Raw genomic sequence first — 21020 nt, 5'->3', positions numbered from 1 at the left:
CCCGGCCATGAGCAGCAGCGAGCACCAGCGCTACGTGATCCGGGTGCGCGGACGCCTCGCTCCGCGCTGGGCCTCGTGGTTCGACGGCATGGCCCTCGTCCCCCAGGACGACGGCACCACGGTCATCGACGGTCCCGTCGCCGACCAGCCGGCGCTGCACGGCCTGCTCCGCACGATCAGCGACCTCGGCCTGCCCCTCGTCTCGCTCACCGCGACCGACGAGCCCACCCGTCCCTGGAGGAGAACGCCATGACCACCGACGTCCACACGGCCCCGGCGACCACGCCCCGCCGCGACACGACGCGACGGATCGCCCTCGCCGCCGGCCTGCTCTACCTCGTCACGTTCGCCGCGTCGATCCCGCAGCTCGCGCTCTTCGCCGACCTGGTCGCCGACCCCGCGGGATTCGTCCTGACCCCCGGGAGCAACACGGCCGTGCTGTGGGGCTCGTGGTTGGAGGTGATCACCGCGCTCTCCGGGGTCGGCACGGCGCTCGCGCTGTATCCGGTGACACGGCGGGTCAGCAGGATCGCCGCGCTCGGCTTCGTCACCTCCCGCGTCGTCGAGGCCGCGATGATCCTCGTCGGCGTCCTCTGCGTGCTGAGCGTCGTCGCGCTGCGCAGCGACCTCGCCGGGGTCGTCGGCGCCCGGGCGGACGCCCTCGGCGTCGTGGGCCAGGCGCTGGTCGAGGTCCGTCAGTGGTCGTTCCTCGTGGGCCCCGGCCTCGTCCCCGGCATCAACGCGCTGTTCCTCGGCTACGTGATGTACCGGTCACGCCTCGTCCCCCGCATCATCCCGATCGTCGGACTCGTCGGCGCTCCGCTGATCCTCCTGTCGGCGACCGTGACCATGCTCGGCGGCCCGGAGCAGGTGTCCGTGGCCGGCAGCCTGTGCGCGCTGCCGATCGCCCTCTGGGAGCTCTCGCTCGGGGTGTGGCTGACGGTCAAGGGCTTCCGCCCGACGGCGATCACGTCGGCCGGGTGAGCCCGCCGACGGCACCGGGGCACCGCCGCCCCGTGGCGCGGTCCGACCCGTCAGGGGGTGCTCGCCGGCAGGTCCTGCGTGCCTCCGAGGACCTCGGAGAGCCGCACGGGGACGCCGGCGAGCCCGGCCGCGTCGAGGGCCCGGCGCAGGGCGGCGGGGTCGGCGGACGGCGGCGGACCGGCCGCGACGACCTGCAGCAGCCCTTGCCCCCAGGTGACGTCGACGACCTCCCAGGCCTGCGCCTGCGCCCACTGCGCCACCACCGGCTCGGCGGCGGTCAGCACCCGCTGCCCGTAGAAGGTCTGGTAGCTCGCGACGCCGAGCGGGACGGCGACCGCGACGAGGAGCACCCCCACCACGGCGATCGTGCGCGGCCGCAGGTGGCCGACCTCCCGCCCGGCGGTGACCGCGGCCGCCCGCACGCGGTAGGCCAGCAGCACCGCCGTGCCCGTGGCGATGATCGCGGTGACGTTGGTGCCGAACAGCAGCAGCGCCCCGCGGGCCTGGTCGGTCGCCCCGGCCTCGAGGGTCAGCCCCACCACGGCCAGCGGCGGGACCAGCGAGATCGCGATGGCGACGCCGGGGAGGGTGTCGGAGACGTCCGAGCGCACGAGGGCGAAGGCCCCGACCGCGCCGGTCGCCAGCGCCGAGACCAGGTCGACGAGCTCCGGCGCGACGCGCGACGCGACCTGGGAGTTCGTCGCGGCGACCTCCAAGACCGGGCTCAGCAGGCCCGACAGGTAGCCGATGACGACCACGAGGAGCGCGCCGCCGACGACGTACGCGACGCTGGAGAGCAGCGCCCGCCGGTCGGCGAGCACCAGCGCGAGCGCCGTGCCGAGGATCGGGGTCATCAGCGGCGCCACGATCATCGCGCCGATGACGGTGGCGGTGGAGTCGGCCACCACCCCGGTGCTCGCGATGACCGCCGCGAGCGCGAGCAGCACCCAGAACGCGGAACGCCCCGCCCGGTCGGTGAGGAAGAGCTTGCCGGTCATGCGGTCGACGTCGTCCTCCGTGACCGACGTCGAGAGCACCGACCGGGACGTCACCGGGTCAGCCGGAGACCGGCGCGTTGCGGGCCCCGCCCGGCCGCTGCGCCGGCACCCGGCGCGCGCCGTCGGCGGCCGAGGCGAGCAGCGCGGTGAGGCTGACGTCGTCGGCGGGCCGGCGCCAGGCCTGCGCGCCCGCCCCCGCCCCGGCCAGGGTCGCCGACGCCGCGTGGCGGGCGAGCTGGACGGGTGTCATCTCGGTGGCGCGCTGCCAGCGCCGCGCGGCGCTCAGGGCCGCGGCGGCGACGAGACCCGTCCCGACGGCGGCGAGCATCCCGCCGGCGGCGGTGAGGACGGCGCCGCCGACGAGCAGCCCGGTCGGGCCGGATCGACGGGACGTCGAGGTGGTGTCGGGCACGGTGCTGCCTCCCTCATCGGTGCACGGTGTCGTCCCCGACGCTCCCGTCCTGGTCGCCGGGCGGCATCGCCCGCGGCGGGTGAGCGGCCGGTGCGGGGCGTCCGAGTCGGCGCCGGAACACGACGTAGGTCCAGCCCTGGTAGAGCAGGACCACCGGCAGCAGGACGGCGAGCACGACGGTCATCACCGTCAGCGCATACGGCGACGACGAGCTGTTCGCGATCGTCAGGTCCCCGGCGGGGCCCAGGCTGGAGACCATCACCCGCGGCGCGAGCTCGGCGAACAGCGACCCGGCGACGGCCGCGATCGTGAGCGTCGTGGCGGCGAACGCCCCGCCCCACCGGCCCGCCCAGGCCAGCCCGGCCGCGGCGAGCGCGGCGAGCACCGCGACCAGCTCGACCACCGCGGCCGGCACGCCGTGGCCGTAGCCGACGCGCGTCCACACCGCGAAGACGATCACCGCGAGGGCGCCGACCGGCGCCAGGAGCGCCGCGGTCCTGGTCGCTCGGCGCCGCACGTCGCCGCCGGCCCTCAGGGCGAGGAAGACCGCGCCGTGCACGAGGCAGAGCAGCGTGATCGTCAGCCCGGTGACCACGGGGTACGGGGCCACGAGGTCGCCCGGCCCGCCGACGAACTCCTGCGCCGGGTCGATCGGCACGCCGTGCAGGAGGTCGGCCAGCGCGATCCCGAGCACCAGCGGCGTGACGAGGCTGCCGGTCGTCAGCGCCGCGCTCCAGACCCGGCGGCCGCGGTCGCTCTCCGCGTGGGCCCGGAACTCGAACGACACCCCGCGCACGATCAGCCCGACCAGGGCCAGGAGGACCAGCGGGTAGAAGCCGGAGAACATCGTCGCGTACCAGGCGGGGAAGGCCGCGAACGTCCCGCCGACCGCGAGGACCAGCCACACCTCGTTGCCGTCCCACACCGGCGCGATGGTCCCGATCGCCTCCTGCCGCCCCGCCTCGTCGCGCCCGACGAACCCGTGGAGCATCCCGACGCCGAAGTCGAACCCCTCGAGCACCAGGAAGCCCACCCACACGACGGCGAGGGCGACGAACCAGACGTCGGCGAGGATCACGTCGGCCTCTCAGTAGCTCGGCGCGGGCACCGGGGCGTCCGCGGCGTCGTCGGGGACGTCGACCGCCGGCGGGGGGCGGCGCGCGTGGCGGAACATCAGGGTCCAGGCGACCACGGCGAGCAGGCCGTAGAGCAGGACGAAGACCGCCAGGCTGGTGATGACGGCCCCGGCACCCACCGAGGGCGACGCGGCGTCCCGGGTGAGCTGCAGGCCCTGGACGATCCAGGGCTGGCGCCCGTTCTCGGTGAGCATCCAGCCGGCCGTGTTGATGACGAACGGCAGCGGCAGCGCCCAGATCGCGGCGCGCAGGAACCACGGCGAGCTCTCGAGGCGCCGGCGCCGCCACAGCCCCCACACGGCGAGCACGGCGACGAGACCGGCGAGGTAGGCCATGACCCGCATCGACCAGTACTGGACGAAGACGTTCGGGATGTAGTCGCCGGGGCCGTACCGCGCCTGGTACTGCGCCTGGAGGTCGTTCAGCCCGACCACCTTCCCGTCCCAGGAGTTGGTGGCGAGCACCGAGAGCAGGTGCGGCACCTGGATGAGCTTGGTGGGGTCCTTGTCGGCGGTCCCGCCCCCGACCTGGAACAGCGAGAACGAGCACGGCTGACAGGTGGTCCACTGGGCCTCGGCCGCGGCGATCTTCACCGGCTGGAACTCGCCCTCGGTCACCCCGAGCTCGCTGCCGACGAGCAGGTTGAGCACCACCGCGGGCGCGAGCACGACCAGCGCGACCCGGGCCGAACGCGCGAAGACCTCGGGGCTCGACGCGCGGCGCAGGTGCCACGCCGACACGGCGAGCACGACCACGGCGGCGGTCACCAGGGCGGCCAGCAGGACGTGCACGAAGCTGCGCAGGAACACGGGCGAGGTCAGCACGGCGCCGATGTCCGTGAGCCGCGCCCGCCCGGTCCCGGCGTCGATCACGTAGCCGACGGGGTACTGCATCCAGGAGTTCGCGGCCATGATGAACGCGGCCGAGAGCGTGCTCCCCACAGCGACGGCCCAGATGGTCGCGAGGTGCACCCGCCGCGAGAGCCGGTCCCAGCCGAACCACCACAGGCCGAGGAACGTCGACTCGAGGAAGAACGCGGCCAGCCCCTCCATCGCGAGCGGGGCACCGAACACGTCGCCGACGAACCGCGCGTAGCCCGACCACGTCATCCCGAACTGGAACTCCTGGACGAGCCCGGTCACGACGCCGACGGCGATGTTGATGACGAGCAGGGTGCCGAAGAACCGCGTGAGCCGGAGGTCGTCGTCGCGGTCGCCCCGGTGCCAGCGCGTCTGGAAGACCGCCGTGATCAGCGCCAGGCCGATGGTGAGCGGCACGAACAGGAAGTGGTAGATCGACGTGCTCGCGAACTGCAGGCGGGCGAGGTCGACGGAGGACACGGCGGCACCGTGCGCCACTCCCGCGCCCGCGGCCTCACCCGTGGCGGGCGAGCTGCGCCGCGCCGGCGCTCGTGGCGTCCCCGCGGGCGTCCGACACCGGGGTGTCGCACGGCGCGTCGAGGACCCGGAGGCCGGGAGCCTCACCACGCGCGGGTGATCCGCGCGGGACGGGTCACGTCCCACGCTGCCGGGATGACCGGGGCCGATCACCACGCCGAGGGCTGACCGGGCATGCGGCCGCTGGACCCCCGACTGCTGCGCCGGGTCCGCCCCGCCCGCACCTTCGTGGTGCTCACCGCCGCGGCGGGGGTGGCCGCGGCCGGGCTCCTCGTCGCCCAGGCCGACCTGATCTCCCGCGTGGTCGCCGCGGCGTTCCTCGGCGGCGCGGGGCTCGCCGTGCTGGCGCCGCTCGTCGTCGGGCTCGCGGCCGTCGTGGCGGGCCGTGCCCTGCTGGCCTGGGCCGTCGAGGCGGCCGGGGTGCGGGCGAGCGCCCGGGTGACCACCCAGCTGCGCGCCGACCTCGTCGACCACGTCCTGCGCCTCGGCCCGCGGGACCCGCGGCTGCCGTCCACCGGGGAGCTCGGCACGCTCGCCACGCGCGGGGTCGACGCCCTCGACGGCTACCTGCGCCGCTACCTGCCCACCCTGCTGCTCGCGACCACGGTGCCGCTGCTCGTCGGTGTCCGGATCCTCGTCGCCGACTGGGTCGCGGCCGCGATCATCGCGGTGACGGTGCCGCTGATCCCCCTGTTCATGGTGCTGGTCGGCCTGCGCACGCGCGCCGACACCCGGCGGCGCTGGCGGGCCCTGGCCGTGCTGGGCCACCACTTCCTCGACCTGGTCGCGGGCCTCGACGTCCTGGTCGCCTTCGGGCGGGCGGGCGCCCAGACCGCCCGCCTGCGCCGCGTCGCCGACGAGTACCGGCGCACGACGATGCGCACGCTGCGGGTCGCGTTCCTCTCGGCGCTCGTGCTCGAGGTGCTGGCGTCCCTCTCGGTCGCGCTCGTCGCGGTGGCGGTGGGCCTGCGCCTGGTCGAGGGGCGGCTGGACCTCGCGACCGGCCTGCTCGTGATCATCCTGGCGCCCGAGGTGTACCTCCCGCTGCGGGCGGTCGGCGCCCGGTTCCACGAGGCCGTCGAGGGTCTCGCCGCGGCCGACGAGGTGTTCGGCGTGCTCGCGACGGCACCGGCCGGGCCGCCGGCGACCGGGCGGTACCCGGCGCCGAACCCCGCCCGCGTCCCGGTGCGGCTCGAGGACGTCGACGTGGCCGGACGCGCGGGCCCGGTGCTGACGGGGCGTGACCTCGTCGTCCGCCCCGGCGAGACGCTGGGCCTGACCGGACCCAGCGGCGTCGGCAAGTCCACGGTGCTCGACCTCGTGCTCGGCCTGCGCCGCCCCGACCGCGGGCGCGTCACGGTCGGCGGGGCGGACCTCGCCGGCGTCGACCCCGACGCGTGGCGGGCGCGGGTGGCGTGGGTGCCCCAGCGTCCGGTGCTGCTCGCGGGGACCGTCGCCGAGAACATCCGCCTCGGATCCCCCGCGGCCGGGGACGCCGCGATGCGCCGGGCGGCCGGGGCCGCCCGGGTCGACGTCGCGCTCGACACCGCGGTCGGCGAGGGCGGCGCGGGGCTGTCGACGGGCCAGCGGCGCCGTGTGGCGCTGGCGCGGGCCCTGCTGCTGGACCGCCCGCTGCTCGTGCTCGACGAGCCGACCGAAGGGGTCGACGCCGCCACCGAGGCCGCCGTGCTGCGCGCCCTGCCCGCCGCGCTGCACGGGCGCAGCGCGATCGTCGTCAGCCACCGCCCGGCCGTGCTCGCGGTGTGCGACCGGGTGGTGGAGCTCGCGGCGCCCGCGCCGGCGGCCGGACCGGCCCTCGACCTCCCGGCCGCCACGCCACGCACCACCCCCGCGGCCGCACCCGTCCCCGTCGAGCACGCCGAGCAGGCCGAGCACGCCGCGCGGGCACGTCCACCGCGACGGTCCTGGCTCGCCGCCGCCGTCCGCCCCCGCCTGGGCCGGCTCGCGCTCGCCGTCGCCCTCGGGGCCGGGGCGCTGGCCTGCGCGGTCGCGCTGACCGCGGCCTCGGCCTGGCTGATCTCCGCCGCCGCGCTGCACCCGCCGGTGCTCACGCTCATGGTCGCGATCGCCGGCGTCCGCGCCTTCGGGCTGGGCAAGGGCGTGCTGCGCTACCTGGAACGCCTCGCCACCCACGACGTCGCGCTGCGCCTCGCCGCCGATCTCCGGGTGCGGGTGTGGGCCGCCCTCGTGCGACTGGGGCCCGCCGCGAGCGCCCGGCAGCGCCGCGGGGATCTCCTCGCCCGGCTCACCGCCGACGTCGAGGCCCAGCAGGACGTGGTGGTCCGGGCCGTGGTGCCAGCAGCGAGCGCGCTGCTGGTGGGGCTCGGGCTGGTCGCGCTCTTCGCCGCGATCCTGCCCGCGGCCGCGGTCGTCCTCGCGGTCGGCCTGCTGGTGGCGGGCGTCCTGGCCCCCGCCCTCGGGATGCTCGCGGGCCGCCGCGCCGCCCGGTCGACCGCCGGTGCCCGGTCCGCCGTCGCGGTCGGCACGCTCGAGCTGCTCGAGGCCGCCGCGGACCTGCTCGTGCTCGGCGCGGCCGACGACCGGCGCGCCCGGCTGCGCCGGCTCGACACCGGGCTGGCCCGCCTGGCGTGCCGTCAGGCCGGGGCCGCGGGACTCGGCGCCGCGGTGACGGTGCTGGGGATCGGGCTCACCGCGGCGACGTGCGCGGCGCTCGGCGTCGTGGCGCTCGGCGCGGGCGCGATCGCCCCGACCTCGCTGGCGGTGCTCGCCCTGACCCCGCTCGCCGCCGCCGAGCTCGTCGCGGGCCTGCCCGACGCCGCCGCCCACCTGGCCGAGGCCCACCCCGCCGCGCGGCGTCTCGCCGAGCTCGAGCGCCGCCCGGCGCCGGTGACCGACCCCTCGGCACCGGTCCCGGCGCCGGCCGACCCGGGCGTCGCCGTCTCGGACCTCGGCGTCCGTTGGCCCGGCGCCGACCGCGACGCCGTCGACGGGGTGTCCTTCACCCTCGGCAGCGCGGACCGGATGGTGCTCGCGGGACCCTCGGGCGCGGGCAAGAGCACGGTGCTCGCCGCCGTGCTGCGCACCCTCGCCCCCACCCACGGCGCCGTCCGCCTCGACGGCGAGGACACCGCGGGCATGGCCGGTGACGACGTCCGCGAGCGCTTCGGGTGGTCCGGACCGGGCGCGCACCTGTTCGACAGCACCCTGCGGGAGAACCTGCGGCTCGCGCGGCCGGAGGCCACGGACGACGACCTCGTCGACGCGGTGCGCCGGGCCCGCCTCGGCGCGTGGTTCGCCGCGCTGCCCGACGGCCTCGACACCCCGCTGGGCGAGCACGGCGGGCCGGTGTCCGGCGGCGAACGCCAGCGGCTGGCCGTGGCGCGGGTGCTGCTCGCGGACCGCCCCGTGCTCGCGCTCGACGAGCCGACCGCGCACCTCGACGCGGCCACGTCCGGCGCGCTCGCCCGGGAGATCGACGACCTCAGCCGGGGCCGTACCGCGATCGTCGTGACCCACCGGCCCGACGAGTTCCCCGCGCTGCCGGTGGTGCGCCTGTCCGCGCGGTGAGCCGGGTCGGGTGAGGCGCCGCGACACCACCCGGCACGATGGGCCCGGTGGCGACGGGTGCGGGCATGCGGGAGCACCGTCTGCGTCGCCTCGTGACCCTGGGTTCCGGGGTCGTCGCGACGTCGATCGTCGTCCTGACGCTCGGCCTGCCGGCGGGCCGCGCGTTCGGGGTGGAGGACAACGGCGACGGCTTCCGGCTCTACTGCGGCGCCGGGATGATCCCGCGCACCCTCGACCGGCTCGCGGCCTGGAAGGGCGGCGTCGTCACCGACTTCGCGGTGGGCGACCCGATCTGCGGCATGTCGACGCCGTCGTCGGCGGCGCTCGTGCTGCGCACCGCCGCGGCGCTGGGCCCCGGCGGTGCGATGTCGCTGGCGGCCGTGGCCTGGTGCTACGCCGTGCTGGTCGGCGCCGTCGTGGCCGTGGCCGCGTGGGCGGCCGCGGCCGGCGGGCCGTGGCGCGCGGCGGTGGTGCTGGTCCCGGTCGCGCCGCTCGCCCTCGCGCCGTTCACGCGGTTCTTCCTCTCCACCTACGCCGAGCCTGCCGGGTTGCTCGGCGGCCTCGCGGTGGCGTGCGGCGTCGCGGCGCTGCTGGTGACCGACCGCGCCGACCGCCGCCCCCGCATCGCGGCGCTGTCCTTGGTCGCGGTCGGGGGTGCCGTCGCCGGGACGGCCAAGGTCGCCTACCTCCCGGTGCTCGTCGTCGCCGTGGCGGTGTGCGCGGTGACGGCCGTCGGCCGGCGCCGCCCGTGGCACGTGGTGGGGCCGGTGGCCGCGACCCTGGCCGTCCTCGCGGCCGCCGTTCCGGTGGCCGGCGCGGTGCACTTCCAGGAGAAGGTGTACGAGGGCGCGAACGTCCACGACATCGTCGCCACCCTGGCGCTGACCGAGCTCGGACCCGCCGCCACCACCGAGCTCGGGCTCCCGCCGGAGGCCGCGGCCGTCACCGGCAACGGGTTCTTCAACGGACCCCCGCGACCGACCGCGGACTGGTGGTACCGCGCCGTCCGCGACGAGCCCGACGCCACCCGCGACGCCGCCTACGCCGCGCTGGTCCGCCATCCCGCGGCACTGCTGCGGGCCGTCGGCGTCGGGCTCCAGGCCACGGCCGGTGCCGAGCTGCCCTACCTCGCCGCCGGACCGGGCGACCCGGCGCGGCTCACCCCGCCCGGCGGCGGCGACCCCGGGTGGTCCGGCGCCCGGCAGCCGGATCTGCGGGCCGTCCTCGACGCCACCCCGGGTCCGTCGTGGTTCCCGTCCGCGCTCACGGCGCTCGCGCTCGGTGCGGCGGCGAGCACGGTGGCGTGGCGGCGCCGCGTCCCCGCGGCGGCCCGCTGGTGCGTGGCCGCCGGCCTCGCCGCGGTCACCGCGCTCGGGCTCGTCGCGGCGGCGGTGCTGGGTGACGGCTACTTCGAGATCTTCAAGCACGTGTGGCTCGCCGCGTACCTCCTCGTCGTGGCGGGCCTCTGCCTGCTCGGCGCGCTCGGCGCCGGCGTCCGCCATCTCGTGGCGGCGGGGCGGGCCGCGCGGTGAGGGCGTGGTGGCCGCCGTCCGCGGCCCTCGCCGCGCTGCTCGCGGTGGTCTCCTGGCACACCGCGTGGAACCTCGGCGGGGCGCCCGGGGCCGTGGGCTACACGCTGGCCGCCGCGTTCACCGTGCTCGTCGCGCTGCCGCTGATCACCGATCTGGTCGCGCACCTCCCGCCCCGGGTGCTGACGCTGCTCGCCGCCGCGGGTGCGGTCGCGCTGGTCCTCGTCCTGGTGGTCGGCGTGCCCCCGGCGTACCGCGATGCCCTGGGCGTGGGCAGCGACCGGGCCGATGCGCTCGATGTCGCGCTCGCGCAGCTCGCGGGCGGCCACTACCCCTACACGGCGACGACCTACCTCGGGAACCCGATCACACCGCTGCCCGGCGCGCTCCTGCTCGCCGCCCCGTTCTGGTGGCTCACCGGTGACGCCGGGTGGCAGAACCTCGCGTGGGCGCTGCTGCTGCTCCCGGTCCTGAGCGGGGGCCGGCGGCTGCGTCCCGGGCCGACGGTGCTGTGGGTGCTCACCGTCCTCGGCGGGCTCGAGGTGATCCGCGAGTTCGCGATCGGCGACGACCTGGTCTCCGGCGCGGTCCCGGCGGCCGCGGCGGCCGCGGTCACCCTGGCGGCCGCTCCGCGCCGGTCGCCGTGGCCCCTCGCCGGCGCCGCGCTCCTGCTCGGGGTGGCGACGTGCACGCGGCCGCACATGATCCTCGTCGTGGTGATCGTGGTCGCGGCCGTCGCGGTGTCCGCGGGCGCGCGGCGGGCGGCGGTGGCCGGCGGGTGCGCGCTGCTGGTGTGGGTCGCCCTGGTGGTCCCGTTCCTGCTCGGCGGTGTCGCCCGCTTCTCGCCGCTGCACACCGTCGCGAAGGTCACCGGCGACCGGGCGATCACGCTCGGCTTCGTCGTCATCGCGCTGGGCGTCACGGCGCTGCTGCTGGTCGCCCTGCACGTCGTCCGGCCCTCGTCGGTCGAGGAGGTCGGGTGGGCCTGCGCCGCGGTGCTCGTCGCGCCGACGGTGCTCTCGCTCGCCCGGCGCGTCGTCGAGGGGCCCACGACCGACCTCGACCTCACCCTCGGCGCCGCGGCGGTGCCGTTCGCGGCGTGGGCGGTGGCCTCGGCCCTCGCCGCCGGCCCGGTGTCGGTGTCGGTGTCGCCGGCACCGCGCCCCGGCTCACCCGTCGCCGCGCCCGAACTCGTCCCGGACGGCGTCGGTGTGCTCGCCGAGCGCCGGGACGGGCCCGTCCGCGACCGGCCATCCCCGGCCCAGCGCCGGCGGGACCAGCGCGTGCACGGGTCCGACCGGTGACCCGACCTCCCGCCACCGGCCGCGCTCGCCCAGCTGCCGGTGCCCGGCGAGGTCCCGCACACCGTTGAGCCGGGCGTTGCCGATCCCCGCGGCGTCCGCCCGCCGCTGGATCTCGGCCAGGTCGAGGCGCCCGCACCACGCGGACAGGACGGCGTCGAGCTCGGCACGTCGCGCGACCCGGTCGGCGTTGCGGGCGAAGCGGGGGTCGGCGGCGAGGTCGGGACGCTCGAGCATGTCGTGCGCGAGACGCTGCCACTCGCGGTCGCTCGACGTGCCGAGCACCACGGTGTGCCCGTCGGCGGTGGCGTAGGCGTCGTACGGCGCGACCATCGGCGACCCCATCCCGACGGGCCGGGGCTCCGCGCCGCCGTAGAGGACCTGGTTCAGGGCGAACCCCATGGTCTCGGCGACGACGTCGAGCATCGCGATGGGTACGACGGTCCCCCGCCCGGTCCGCCCGCGGTCGTAGAGCGCCGCGAGGACCGCCGAGTACGCGTACAGCGCGGTCGCGATGTCCGCGACCGGGATGCCGGACTTCGCCGGTGCCCCGGGGACCCCGGTCAGCGCGCACGACCCTCCCTCGGCCTGGACGAGCAGGTCGTAGGCGCGCTTGTGGTCGATCGGGCCGCCGACCCCGTAGCCCGAGATGTCCACGATCACCAGGCGCGGCAGCCGCTCGGCCAGGGTGTCCGGGGCCAGCCCGAGACGCGCCAGGGCGCCCGGGGCGAGGTTGCTCACCAGCACGTCGGCACGCTCGAGCAGGGCGTCGAACACGGCGCGGTCGGCCGGGTCGGTCAGGTCGAGCGCGGCGGACTCCTTGCCGTGGTTGAGCCAGACGAAGTGCGCGGCCATCCCGTGCACCGCCTCGTCGTAGTGCCGGGACGTGTCGCCGATCGCCGGGTTCTCGACCTTGACCACGCGTGCTCCGAGGTCGGCGAGGTGGCGCGTCGCCAGCGGCGCGGAGATCGCCTGGCCGAGCTCGACGACCAGCACGTCCGCCAGCGGGCCCTGCGCGGTCACGACGACGGTGCCCCCGCCCGCACGAGGGTCGCGAGGGCGGCGATCCGCTCCTCGCAGCCGCGGGCCATGTCCCGGGTGATCTCGCCGGCGCCGCGCAGCTCGGCGAACGCGCCGACGACCTGGCCGACGAAGAACGACTGCAGCGCCCCGGCGCCCTCGTGACCCCGTTCGGCGGCGGCGTCGATGCTCGTGAAGGCCCGCTGGGTCAGCAGGGGCTGCAGCGGCATCGGCAGCGGAGCCGGCGCACCGTCGGCCTCCCACGCGTCGTGCCACGCGGTGCGCAACTGCCGGGCCGGCTTGCCGGTGCGGGCGCGGGACCGGACGGTGTCGGAGCTGCCGGCGGCGAGGAACTTGCGCTTCACCGACTCCGGGGCGACGTCCTCGTGGCTCGCCAGCCACACCGACCCGCACCACACCCCGGACGCGCCCAGCGCCAGCGCGGCGGCCATCTGGTCGCCGGAGGCGATGCCGCCGGCCGCGAGCACCGGCTTCCCGCGCGCCACGTCCACGATCTCGGGCGTCAGCACCGTCGTCGCGACCGTCCCGGTGTGCCCGCCCGCCTCGGTGCCCTGCGCGACCAGCACGTCGACCCCCGCGGCGAGCTGGCGCTCGGCGTGCCGGCGCGCCCCCACCAGGGAGGCCACCGCCATCCCGGCACCGTGCGCCCGCTCCACCAGGTGCGGCGGCGGGGCGCCGAGGGCGTTCGCGACCAGCGTCGGACGGTGGGCGAACACGACGTCGAGCTGGGCCTCCGCGCCGGCGCGGCTCATGCCGGCGACGACCTCGTCGCCGCGGCCCGCGTCCGCCGCGACCGGGATGCCGTAGCGGGCGAGGAGCTCGTCGACGAAGGCCAGGTGCTCCGCGGGGATCTGGGCGCGCAACGACGCCACCACATCCGCGGCGTCGGCGGCTGCGGTCTTCTCGGGCACCAGCAGGTCCACGCCGTACGGGCGGCCGTCGAGCTGCTCCTCGATCCACGTGAGCTGCGCGTCGAGCTGCTCGGCGGTGTAGGCGACGGCACCGAGCACGCCGTAGCCCCCGGCGCGGCTGACCTCGGTGACCACCGCCGGCGAGCGGTTGAACCCGACGATCGGGTGCTCGACGCCGAGCAGGTCCGTCAGCTTGGTCTGGATCACAGCACGCCCCTGGTCGTGGAGGTCTCCTGCCGCCTGTGAGCGTATTCCGGACGGCGGGCGTCCGGAAGTGGGAGGCGTTCTCAGACCGGCGTGAACGCCGGGATCGGCTCCGAGTCCTGCCCGGGGACGACGGGGGTGACGCGCACGCGCAGGCCGTCGCGGACGTCGCCCGGGTCGACGCCGACGAGCCGCGTGCGCAGCCACGGGCCCTCGTCGAGCTCGACGATGCCGACCAGCACCGGGTCGGCGTCGCGGGCGTGCACGACCGCCCAGGACGCCACCGTCCCCTCGCCGCCCGCTTCGACCCACGCGAGGGCGGGATCGCTCGCGGCGGGGCCGTGGAGGGCCCCCGACGCCGGGTCGCGGCGCAGCAGCAGGCGGCCGTCGGCCAGCGCGTCGAAGAAGGCCGCGGAGCGGTCGTCGCGGGTCAGGGCGAACGGGAAGCTCATCGGTCAGCTCCTCGGGTGCGGGCTCAGCACGAGCGTGGCGTGGTGGTCGAGGACGCCGCCGTTGCCGGAGACGAGGAGGAGGTCGTGCCGGTCGACCTGGCGCTCGTCGGCCTCGCCGCGGGCCTGCAGCACGGCCTCGGTCAGGGGCGTCATGCCCCACAGGTAGTAGCCCGACAGCTGGCCGCCGCCGGTGTTGGTCGGCAGGTCGCCGCCCGGGCCGAGCGCGCCCGTCTCGGCGAGCGCGCCGCCCTCCCCCTTGGCGCAGAAGCCGTAGTCCTCGAGCGAGACCAGCGTCGTGTAGGTGTAGCAGTCGTAGATCTCCCGCACGTCGATGTCGGACGGTCCGGCGCCGGCCATGGTGAACGCGCGCCGCCCCGAGGCCGCCGCCCCGGTGACCAGCCCGAACTCCGAGCCGGCGTGCTCGGTGTAGCCGGGGTGGCACTGACCGAACCCGTGGACGTGCACGGCGGGCCGTGGTCCGCCGCGCGCGCGGGCCCCGCCGGTGACGACCACGGCGGCCGCCCCGTTGGACACCAGGCAGCAATCGAGCAGGTGCAGGGGCTCGACGATCCAGCGCGAGGCCTGGTGGTCGGCGACGGTGATCTCCTCGCGCATCTGGGCGCGGGGGTTGCGCGCCGCCCACGCCCGGGTGCTCACCGCGACCGCGCCGAACTGCTCGGAGGTGGTCCCGTAGTGGTTCATGTGCCGGCGGGCCGCGAGCGCGTAGTGCGGTGTCGGGCCGACGAGCCCCGCGGCCGCCGGGAGGCCCTCGAGGCCCGGTCGCCGCCGGACGGTCGGGTCGGCGTACGCGGCGCCCGCGCCGCGGTCCTCGCGCAGCGGCGCGTCGGCGAACACGCAGGCGACGACCTCGGCGGCGCCGGCCTCGATCGCCAGCGCCGCGGTCTGCACCATCACCGCCGCGCTCGCCCCGAAGGACTGGATCTGCGCCGCGAGCGCGAGGTCGCCCAGCCCGAGGGCCTTCGCGAGCCGCACGTCGAGCCCGCCCCCGATGCCCGGGTTGACCAGGAGGCCGTCGACGTCGGCGAGCCCGAGGCCCGCGTCGGCGACCGCGGCGGTGACGGCCTCGGCCGCGAAGTCGGCGGCGCTGCGCCCGTAGACCTTCCCCGTCTCGGTCATGCCCAGGCCGGCGATGGCCACGTCGAGCCGCGTCATGCCGGCACCCTATTCCGGACTGTCGCCGTCCGTAATCCCGCTGGCAGGATGCGTGGGGTGACCCGGGCCGCAGCACGCCGATCGGGGCGTCCCCGGGACCCCGCGGTCGATCGCCGGGCGCTCGCGGCCGCCCGCGAGGTCTACGCCGAGCGCGGCTGGTCGGGGCTCTCGCTGCAGGAGGTCGCGCGGCGCTCGTCGATCGGGAAGGGCTCGCTCTACCTGCGCTGGCCGACGAAGGCCGCGCTCCTCGTCGCCGCCGTGCGCGACCGTGCCCGCTTCGTCGCCGACATCGACACCGGCGCGCTGCGCTCCGACCTGATCACCTTCGGCGAGAGCTGGATGCGCTTCGCGACCACGACCGAGGGCCGGCTCACCGAGCAGATGATCGCCGACGCGCACCGGGTGCCGGAGATCCGCGCGGCGCTCGCGGACGACGCCTACCCGGACCACGTGCGCGCCACGCGCGCGATGATCCGTCGCGGGATCGCGCGGGGCGAGCTCCCCCCGGCGACGTCGGTCGCGCTGGTGGCCGACCTGGTCGCCGGCGCCGTCCGCAACCACGTCGCGGCGACGCCGGAGCACCTGCTCGACCGGTCGTCCGAGCACGTGCACGACTACGTCGTGACGATCGTCGACACGGTCCTCGCGGGGGTGCGGGCCCGGTAGCCGTTCACGACGCCCCCGCGCGACGCCTGGCCCGTGCGCTCGGCAGCGCCCCGGTCACGAACAGGCTCGCGAGCGCGATCGCCGCGGCGGCGAGCAGGCCGGCGCGCAGGGCCTGCCGCTGGGCCTCGGCGTAGGCCTCGAGCACCGCGGCGGCCTGGTCCGGCGGCACACCGGCGGCCGCGAGCGCCGCACCGGCCTGACCGATCGGGACGAAGTCGAGGCCCTGGGAGATCGCGACCCCGACCTGCCCGGCGAGGTCCGCCTCGATGCGCGGGTCGCCGCCCACCCCGCGCGCCGCCGCCGCGCCGAGGGCCGCGATGAGCACCGAGCCGACGAACGCGGTGCCGAGCGAGGAGCCGAGGTTCTGCGCGGTGTACTGCAGCCCGCCGGCCGCGCCGCGGTCGTCCTCGCCGACGCTGGACTGGGCGACGTTGCCCAGCTGCGCGGCGAGCAGGCCCATCCCCACCCCGAGCAGCGCGGTCGCGCCGGCGAAGGCGGCGTCGTCGAGCTCGGGTTCGACGGTCGCGAGCAGCCACAGCACGGCCGCGACGAGGATGCCGAAGCCCAGGCGCACCGCCTGCCGCGGCGAGAGGACGGTCGCGAGCCGCGGGGCGGCCAGGGCGGTGACCAGCATCGTCGCCGAGATCGGCAGGAGCCGCAGGCCCGTCTGGAAGGCGTCGAGCCCGAGCACGACCTGGAGGTAGAGCGGGATCGCGAAGAAGAGCCCGAGCAGGACGAGGTTCTGGGCGAGCAGGCACCACAGCGCGGCGCGCAGCGGCGGCACCGCGGTCAGCCCCCAGCGCACGAGCGGGTCCCGCCCGCTCGCCTCCCGTCGCCGCACCCACGTGCGCAGGAGCGCGAGCACGACGAGACCGGCGGCGACGACGAACGGCGTGGGCGCGAACCCGAGCACGGTGACCTCCGGGTCACGCGGCCGCAGCCAGCCCCAGGCGGTGCTCTGCAGGACGCCGAGGACGACGAGCGCGACACCGAGCACCGACAGCCCGGCGCCGACCACGTCGACGCGGGGCCGGGGCCCGTCGAGAGGAGCGTCGTCCACCCGGCGCAGCCCGAGCAGGATGAGGAGCACGAGGACCACCTCGCCGGCGAACACCAGCCGCCCAGCAGGGGCCCGACCGCGATGCCCGCCCCGGCCAGCGCGCCGACGACGCCGTAGGCGAGCGTGCGCTCGCGGCCCGCGGCGTAGTTCCCGCCGACGAGCGCGGCGAGCGCGGGCAGGACGAGCGCGCCCCCGAGGCCCTCGATGATCGACCAGCCGAGGGTCAGGACGCCGACGGTCGGCGCGAGGGCGGTGAGCGCCGAGCCGACGCCGTAGACGACGAGACCCGCGGCGAACGTCCGCCGCCGGCCCAGCGCGTCGCCGATCGTCCCGCCGGTGAGCAGGAACGCGGCCATGACCATCGTGTAGACGGTGATGACGCGCTGGATGGTCGTCACGTCGGTCGCGAAGTCGGCCACCAGCTGACTGATCGACACGTTCATCACCGAGGTGTCGAGCACCACCAGGAACTGGGCGGCGCCGAGCGCGAGCAACGGCGCCCACCGGGTTCCGCGCCCGGTCGTGCCCGTCGGGGTGGCCATCGGCGGCACCTCCCTCCCGCGGGACGCCGTCCGTGACCAGCGTCGGGACGGGCGCGAGGCGGACCCTCATCCGTCGCGGGTGAGGCGGCGCCCCCGTCCGCGGCGCGGGACCGCTCAGCCCGCCCGACGCCAGGCGTCGATCTCCGCGTGGAGCTCGGCGGCCCGCGCAGGGGACACGAACGCCGCGTCGACGCCGTGCCGGGCGAGCCGCGCCAGATCGTCACGGGAGAGGCCGAGCGCCGCGGTGACCGCGCGGTAGTTGTCGTCGAGGTAGCCGCCGAAGTAGGCGGGGTCGTCGGAGTGCACGCTCACCCGCAGACCCCGGCGCAGCATGTCGGCGAGCGGGTGCCCGGCCAGGTCGTCGACGCAGCGCAGCCGCACGTTGGACAGCGGGCACACCGTCAGCGGCACGGCGTCGGTGACGAGCCGCTCGACGAGCGCCGGGTCCTCGAGGCTGCGGATGCCGTGGTCGATGCGCTCCGCGCCCAGCACGTCCAGCGCCTCCCACACGTACGCCGGGGGCCCCTCCTCCCCGGCGTGCGCGACGCGGCGCAGCCCGGCCTCGGCCGCGAGCGCGAACACCGCGGCGAAGGCGCCGGGCGGGTGGCCGACCTCGGCGCTGTCGAGCCCCACCCCGAGAAGCGGTGCCTCGGCGGCGAGCAGGGCCCGCAGCACGTCGAGGGCCTCGCCGGCGGGGCGGTCGCGCAGGAAGCAGGCGATCAGCCCGGTCGTCATGCCGAGTGCCGGCGCCGCGTCGGCCAGGGCCCCCGCCACCCCCTCGACGACGGCCTCGAGCGCGACACCGCGGGCGAGGTGGGCCTGAGGGTCGACGAACAGCTCGACGTGGCGGACCCCGCCGGCGGCGGCGCGCTCCAGGTACGCCCGGGTCATGGCCGCGAAGTCGTCCGCGGTGCGCAGCACGGCCATGTTCGCGTAGTAGAGCGCGAGGAAGTGCGGGAGGTCGTCGAAGGCGTACCGCGCGCGCAGGTCGTCGAGGTCGCGGTAGGGCAGCTCCACGTGGTTCCGCCCGGCCAGGTCCATGATCAGTTCCGGCTCGAGCGTGCCCTCGACGTGGACGTGCAGCTCGACGGCCGGAGGGGTGGACAACGGGTCGACGGTCACCGCCGGCAGCGTAGGGATCCGGGAGCGGCGGCCGGGACGCGGTGTACCGGGCCCGGAGGCGGGGTACGGAACGTCTGGCGGCGTGATGTGTACACACCTGCGCAGCACGCTCGCGACGGGTCGGGGACCCCCGGCGGGTGCGGGTCGAGCACCCCGCGGAACGGAGCCGTGACGGCTCCGGGGAGCGCTGTTCGGCGATGACCGGTGAACCTCCCGACGGCTACGTCGTGCTCGTCGGGGATCCGCAGACAGGGGAGACCGACTGCTACGGGCCCTACGACGACGTCTCGCGCGCGCACGCCGAGGCGTGCCGTCGCCGGCGTGACCTGGACGGTGCCGACCTCCCGGACGTCGTGGTGGCCGTCGCGCCGTGCACCAGCGGCGGCGGCCGCACCTGAGCGCACCCGGTGTCGCGCGACGGCGGCCGGACGGGTATCCCTGCGACCCGACACCCCGTCGACACCCGGAGGAGCACCGTGTACCTCGAGATCGCCAGTGACGGCGTCGAGCTGAAGCAGCCCGAGGTCGTGACCGACCTCTACGCGTCCTACTGGGAGCGCCTCGGGCCGGACACGATCACCCGGGTCCTGGCCGAGAACGACGCGGGCGAGCTCTCCGAGGACCGGCAGCACGTGATGATCCCGGTCGCCGCCCTGCGGCGGCTCGCGGCCGGGCGGGTGTCCGAGGGATGGGACGCCGACTTCGACGGCATGCTCACGAAGGCCCGGGAGCGGGGGTGGCTCAACGAGGCCGGGGACGCCGTCCAGGCGCACCTGGAACGGGAGCGCTGAAACAACCCGCAACCCGAGAGTTGCAACGACTCGGCCAGATGTGCAACTCTGAAGTTGCAACCAACCGCAGCCGAGGAGCCAGCATGAGCATCGACCGGATCGAGCGGGAGATCGTCGTCGCCGCGCCGCCCGAGCGGGTGTGGCCGCTCGTCGCCGAGCCCGGCTTCTGGGCCACCGACGACGAGGGCGTGCGCGGCACCCAGGTCACCGAGACCGGGCCGCTGGTCGTCCGCCACTCCGAGCACGGCGCGTTCCCGATGCGGGTCGAGAAGATCGACCCGCCGACCTACCTGGCCTACCGGTGGGTGAGCGCGTTCCCCGGCGAGGACCTGCGGGACGAGAACTCGACCCTGGTGGAGTTCTTCCTGTCCCCGGAGGGTGCGGGCACCCGGCTGCGGGTCGTCGAGAGCGGCTTCGCCTCGCTCGCGACCTCCGAGGACAACCGCGAGAACGTGATCTCCGACCACACCGGCGGATGGGAGCAGTGCGTCGCCACGCTCGCCCGCCGCGCCGACGCGGCCTGAGCTCGTGACCCTGCCGGAGGCCGACGCCGCGGTGGTCGACGGCGTCCTGGCCGCGCTGGCCGACCCGACCCGGCGCCGGTTGCTCGACCTGCTCTCCGGCCACGGCCAGGCCACCGCCAGCACTCTCGCCCAGCACGTGCCCGTGTCCCGCCAGGCCGTCGTCAAGCACCTGGTCGTCCTCGACGACGCCGGGCTCGTCGAGGCCACCAAGGTCGGGCGCGAGGTCCGCTACACCGTGCGGCCCGACTCCCTCGACGCCACGGCGCGCTGGATGACCGCCCTCGCCGCCGACTGGGACCGGCGCCTGGCCCGGATCCGGCGCTTCGCCGAGGCCGCCGAGATCTCCGAGACCGGCACTCCGTAGATCCCCTCCATCCCGCGACCTCTCGCGGCGATGCCCCCTGCCCACGTCACGCCACCTGGAGACCACCGTGCTCGACGACGCACCCCTGCCCACCACCACGGACCGGGCCACCTACGACGACGAGATCGCCCGGCTGCGGGTCCGCGAGAAGGCGCACACCCGCGAGGGCGACGCGATCGCCGCGGCCCGCCGCCGGCTGCCGATGATCGAGGTGGACGCCGCCACGCCCCTGACCGGGCCCCGGGGCGGCCTCACCCTGCTCGACGCCTTCGAGGGCCGTCGGCAACTGATCGCCTACTACTTCATGTGGCACGACGGCGCCCCGGCGCGGCAGCAGTGCGAGGGCTGCACCTGGGTCACCACGCAGTTCGCCGAGCCGTCCTACCTGCACTCCCGCGACATCACCTACGCGACCTTCTGCCAGGGTCCGTACGCCGAGAGCGCCCGCTACCGCGACTTCATGGGCTGGGACATGCCCTGGTACTCCGTCCAGGAGTCGCTCCCGCGCCTCCTGCCCCCGCCGAAACAGCCCGGGCTGATGCACCTCGTGTGCTACCTGCGGGCGGGCGACCGCGTGTTCGAGACCTGGTGGACGACCTTCCGCGGCGTCGAGGCGGCGGACACGAGCCTCGCCCTGATGGACCTCACCGTCTACGGCCGGCAGGAGCCCTGGGAGGACTCGCCGCCGGGCTGGCCCGACCGGTGCACGAACACGCGCACCGACGCCGGCGCGCCGGCCTGGCCGCCGGTCCCCGTCTGGCCCGAGGGACGCCCCATCCCCCACTGGCCCCGCCTCGCGACCGGGCGCTCCGACGACCTCACCGCCCCCTGACCGCCAGGACCGCCCGATCCGAGAGGACGACC

At 76.4% G+C, this 21020-nt stretch carries 20 protein-coding genes and 1 pseudogene; 10 read left to right on the top strand and 11 right to left on the bottom strand.

From position 1 onward, the window contains the following. Window positions 1–7 precede the first annotated feature (7 nt). Both ACR9E3_RS08955 and ACR9E3_RS08950 read left to right on the top strand, forming a co-directional pair. Window positions 8–253, top strand: a complete 246-nt coding sequence (locus ACR9E3_RS08955) for a hypothetical protein (protein WP_460379882.1) — start codon at window positions 8–10, stop codon at window positions 251–253. Beyond that, window positions 250–984, top strand: coding sequence for a DUF4386 domain-containing protein (locus ACR9E3_RS08950; RefSeq protein WP_460379881.1), 735 nt, complete (start codon window positions 250–252; stop codon window positions 982–984). The genes ACR9E3_RS08955 and ACR9E3_RS08950 overlap by 4 nt, the downstream gene beginning before the upstream one ends. 50 nt (window positions 985–1034) lie before the next feature. Here ACR9E3_RS08950 and ACR9E3_RS08945 read toward each other — a convergent pair whose 3' ends face one another. The 4 genes from ACR9E3_RS08945 to ACR9E3_RS08930 are packed head-to-tail and all read right to left on the bottom strand — an operon-like array spanning window position 1035 to window position 4870. Then, window positions 1035–2036, bottom strand: a complete 1002-nt coding sequence (locus ACR9E3_RS08945) for a DUF389 domain-containing protein (RefSeq protein WP_460379880.1) — start codon at window positions 2034–2036, stop codon at window positions 1035–1037. A gap of 4 nt (window positions 2037–2040) precedes the next feature. After that, a complete protein-coding gene (locus ACR9E3_RS08940; RefSeq protein WP_460379879.1) occupies window positions 2041–2394 on the bottom strand; it encodes a hypothetical protein in 354 nt (117 codons plus the stop codon). Between the two features lie 13 nt (window positions 2395–2407). Further along, complete coding sequence (gene cydB, locus ACR9E3_RS08935) at window positions 2408–3472, bottom strand: cytochrome d ubiquinol oxidase subunit II (RefSeq protein WP_460379878.1); 1065 nt, start codon at window positions 3470–3472, stop codon at window positions 2408–2410. A 9-nt stretch (window positions 3473–3481) separates the two neighbouring features. After that, a complete protein-coding gene (locus ACR9E3_RS08930) occupies window positions 3482–4870 on the bottom strand; it encodes a cytochrome ubiquinol oxidase subunit I (protein WP_460379877.1) in 1389 nt (462 codons plus the stop codon). A gap of 231 nt (window positions 4871–5101) precedes the next feature. On the opposite strand from ACR9E3_RS08930, the gene cydD reads away from it, so the two are divergent. Beyond that, complete coding sequence (gene cydD / locus ACR9E3_RS08925; RefSeq protein WP_460379876.1) at window positions 5102–8476, top strand: thiol reductant ABC exporter subunit CydD; 3375 nt, start codon at window positions 5102–5104, stop codon at window positions 8474–8476. Window positions 8477–8523: 47 nt separating this feature from the next. Further along, window positions 8524–10008 carry a glycan biosynthesis hexose transferase WsfD gene (wsfD, locus tag ACR9E3_RS08920; protein ID WP_460379875.1) on the top strand — a complete coding sequence of 495 codons (1485 nt, stop codon included), beginning with the start codon at window positions 8524–8526 and terminating at the stop codon, window positions 10006–10008. A gap of 1166 nt (window positions 10009–11174) precedes the next feature. Here wsfD and ACR9E3_RS08915 read toward each other — a convergent pair. The 4 genes from ACR9E3_RS08915 to ACR9E3_RS08900 form a co-directional block, all read right to left on the bottom strand. Next, window positions 11175–12329 carry a CaiB/BaiF CoA transferase family protein gene (locus tag ACR9E3_RS08915; RefSeq protein WP_460379874.1) on the bottom strand — a complete coding sequence of 385 codons (1155 nt, stop codon included), beginning with the start codon at window positions 12327–12329 and terminating at the stop codon, window positions 11175–11177. Continuing rightward, complete coding sequence (locus ACR9E3_RS08910; RefSeq protein ID WP_460379873.1) at window positions 12326–13465, bottom strand: NAD(P)H-dependent flavin oxidoreductase; 1140 nt, start codon at window positions 13463–13465, stop codon at window positions 12326–12328. Before ACR9E3_RS08910 ends, ACR9E3_RS08915 begins: the two co-directional genes overlap by 4 nt. Window positions 13466–13545: 80 nt before the next feature. Then, window positions 13546–13914: a Zn-ribbon domain-containing OB-fold protein gene (locus tag ACR9E3_RS08905; RefSeq protein ID WP_460379872.1), complete on the bottom strand. Its 369-nt coding sequence runs from the start codon at window positions 13912–13914 to the stop codon at window positions 13546–13548. A gap of 3 nt (window positions 13915–13917) precedes the next feature. Continuing rightward, complete coding sequence (locus ACR9E3_RS08900) at window positions 13918–15087, bottom strand: thiolase family protein (protein WP_460379871.1); 1170 nt, start codon at window positions 15085–15087, stop codon at window positions 13918–13920. A 57-nt stretch (window positions 15088–15144) separates the two neighbouring features. Between ACR9E3_RS08900 and ACR9E3_RS08895 the strand changes: the two genes are divergently transcribed. Beyond that, complete coding sequence (locus ACR9E3_RS08895) at window positions 15145–15753, top strand: TetR/AcrR family transcriptional regulator (protein ID WP_460379870.1); 609 nt, start codon at window positions 15145–15147, stop codon at window positions 15751–15753. Between the two features lie 4 nt (window positions 15754–15757). Here ACR9E3_RS08895 and ACR9E3_RS08890 read toward each other — a convergent pair whose 3' ends face one another. The 3 genes and pseudogenes from ACR9E3_RS08890 to ACR9E3_RS08880 form a co-directional block, all read right to left on the bottom strand. Beyond that, complete coding sequence (locus ACR9E3_RS08890) at window positions 15758–16750, bottom strand: MFS transporter (protein ID WP_460380067.1); 993 nt, start codon at window positions 16748–16750, stop codon at window positions 15758–15760. A gap of 176 nt (window positions 16751–16926) precedes the next feature. Then, window positions 16927–17355: pseudogene (locus tag ACR9E3_RS08885) on the bottom strand (MFS transporter); the annotation flags it as partial. A gap of 114 nt (window positions 17356–17469) precedes the next feature. Next, window positions 17470–18477, bottom strand: a complete 1008-nt coding sequence (locus tag ACR9E3_RS08880; protein WP_460379869.1) for an adenosine deaminase — start codon at window positions 18475–18477, stop codon at window positions 17470–17472. A 197-nt stretch (window positions 18478–18674) separates the two neighbouring features. On the opposite strand from ACR9E3_RS08880, the gene ACR9E3_RS08875 reads away from it, so the two are divergent. The 5 genes from ACR9E3_RS08875 to ACR9E3_RS08855 all read left to right on the top strand — a co-directional run bounded on the left by ACR9E3_RS08875 (window position 18675) and on the right by ACR9E3_RS08855 (window position 20988). Further along, window positions 18675–18875 (top strand): hypothetical protein, encoded by a 201-nt coding sequence (locus ACR9E3_RS08875; protein WP_460379868.1) that lies wholly within the window; start codon window positions 18675–18677, stop codon window positions 18873–18875. Between the two features lie 78 nt (window positions 18876–18953). Further along, window positions 18954–19268 (top strand): hypothetical protein, encoded by a 315-nt coding sequence (locus ACR9E3_RS08870; RefSeq protein ID WP_460379867.1) that lies wholly within the window; start codon window positions 18954–18956, stop codon window positions 19266–19268. An 83-nt stretch (window positions 19269–19351) separates the two neighbouring features. Next, complete coding sequence (locus tag ACR9E3_RS08865; RefSeq protein ID WP_460379866.1) at window positions 19352–19792, top strand: SRPBCC domain-containing protein; 441 nt, start codon at window positions 19352–19354, stop codon at window positions 19790–19792. A gap of 4 nt (window positions 19793–19796) precedes the next feature. Beyond that, window positions 19797–20156, top strand: coding sequence for an ArsR/SmtB family transcription factor (locus ACR9E3_RS08860; protein ID WP_460379865.1), 360 nt, complete (start codon window positions 19797–19799; stop codon window positions 20154–20156). A gap of 67 nt (window positions 20157–20223) precedes the next feature. Further along, window positions 20224–20988: a DUF899 family protein gene (locus tag ACR9E3_RS08855; RefSeq protein ID WP_460379864.1), complete on the top strand. Its 765-nt coding sequence runs from the start codon at window positions 20224–20226 to the stop codon at window positions 20986–20988. Window positions 20989–21020: the final 32 nt, after the last annotated feature.

Source organism: Actinomycetospora sp. C-140 (genome assembly GCF_054796175.1).
The sequence above is the reverse complement of the archived record's forward strand: the minus strand, read 5'-3'. Positions and strand labels throughout refer to the sequence as shown.

Excerpts from the sequence above, each read along its gene's own strand:
- cydD (WP_460379876.1), top strand. The coding sequence starts at position 5,102 with ATGCGGCCGCTGGACCCCCGACTGCTGCGCCGGGTCCGCCCCGCCCGC.
- ACR9E3_RS08865 (WP_460379866.1), top strand. The coding sequence starts at position 19,352 with ATGAGCATCGACCGGATCGAGCGGGAGATCGTCGTCGCCGCGCCGCCC.
- ACR9E3_RS08950 (WP_460379881.1), top strand. The coding sequence starts at position 250 with ATGACCACCGACGTCCACACGGCCCCGGCGACCACGCCCCGCCGCGAC.
- ACR9E3_RS08900 (WP_460379871.1), bottom strand. The coding sequence starts at position 15,087 with ATGACGCGGCTCGACGTGGCCATCGCCGGCCTGGGCATGACCGAGACG.
- ACR9E3_RS08905 (WP_460379872.1), bottom strand. The coding sequence starts at position 13,914 with ATGAGCTTCCCGTTCGCCCTGACCCGCGACGACCGCTCCGCGGCCTTC.
- ACR9E3_RS08955 (WP_460379882.1), top strand. The coding sequence starts at position 8 with ATGAGCAGCAGCGAGCACCAGCGCTACGTGATCCGGGTGCGCGGACGC.
- ACR9E3_RS08875 (WP_460379868.1), top strand. The coding sequence starts at position 18,675 with ATGACCGGTGAACCTCCCGACGGCTACGTCGTGCTCGTCGGGGATCCG.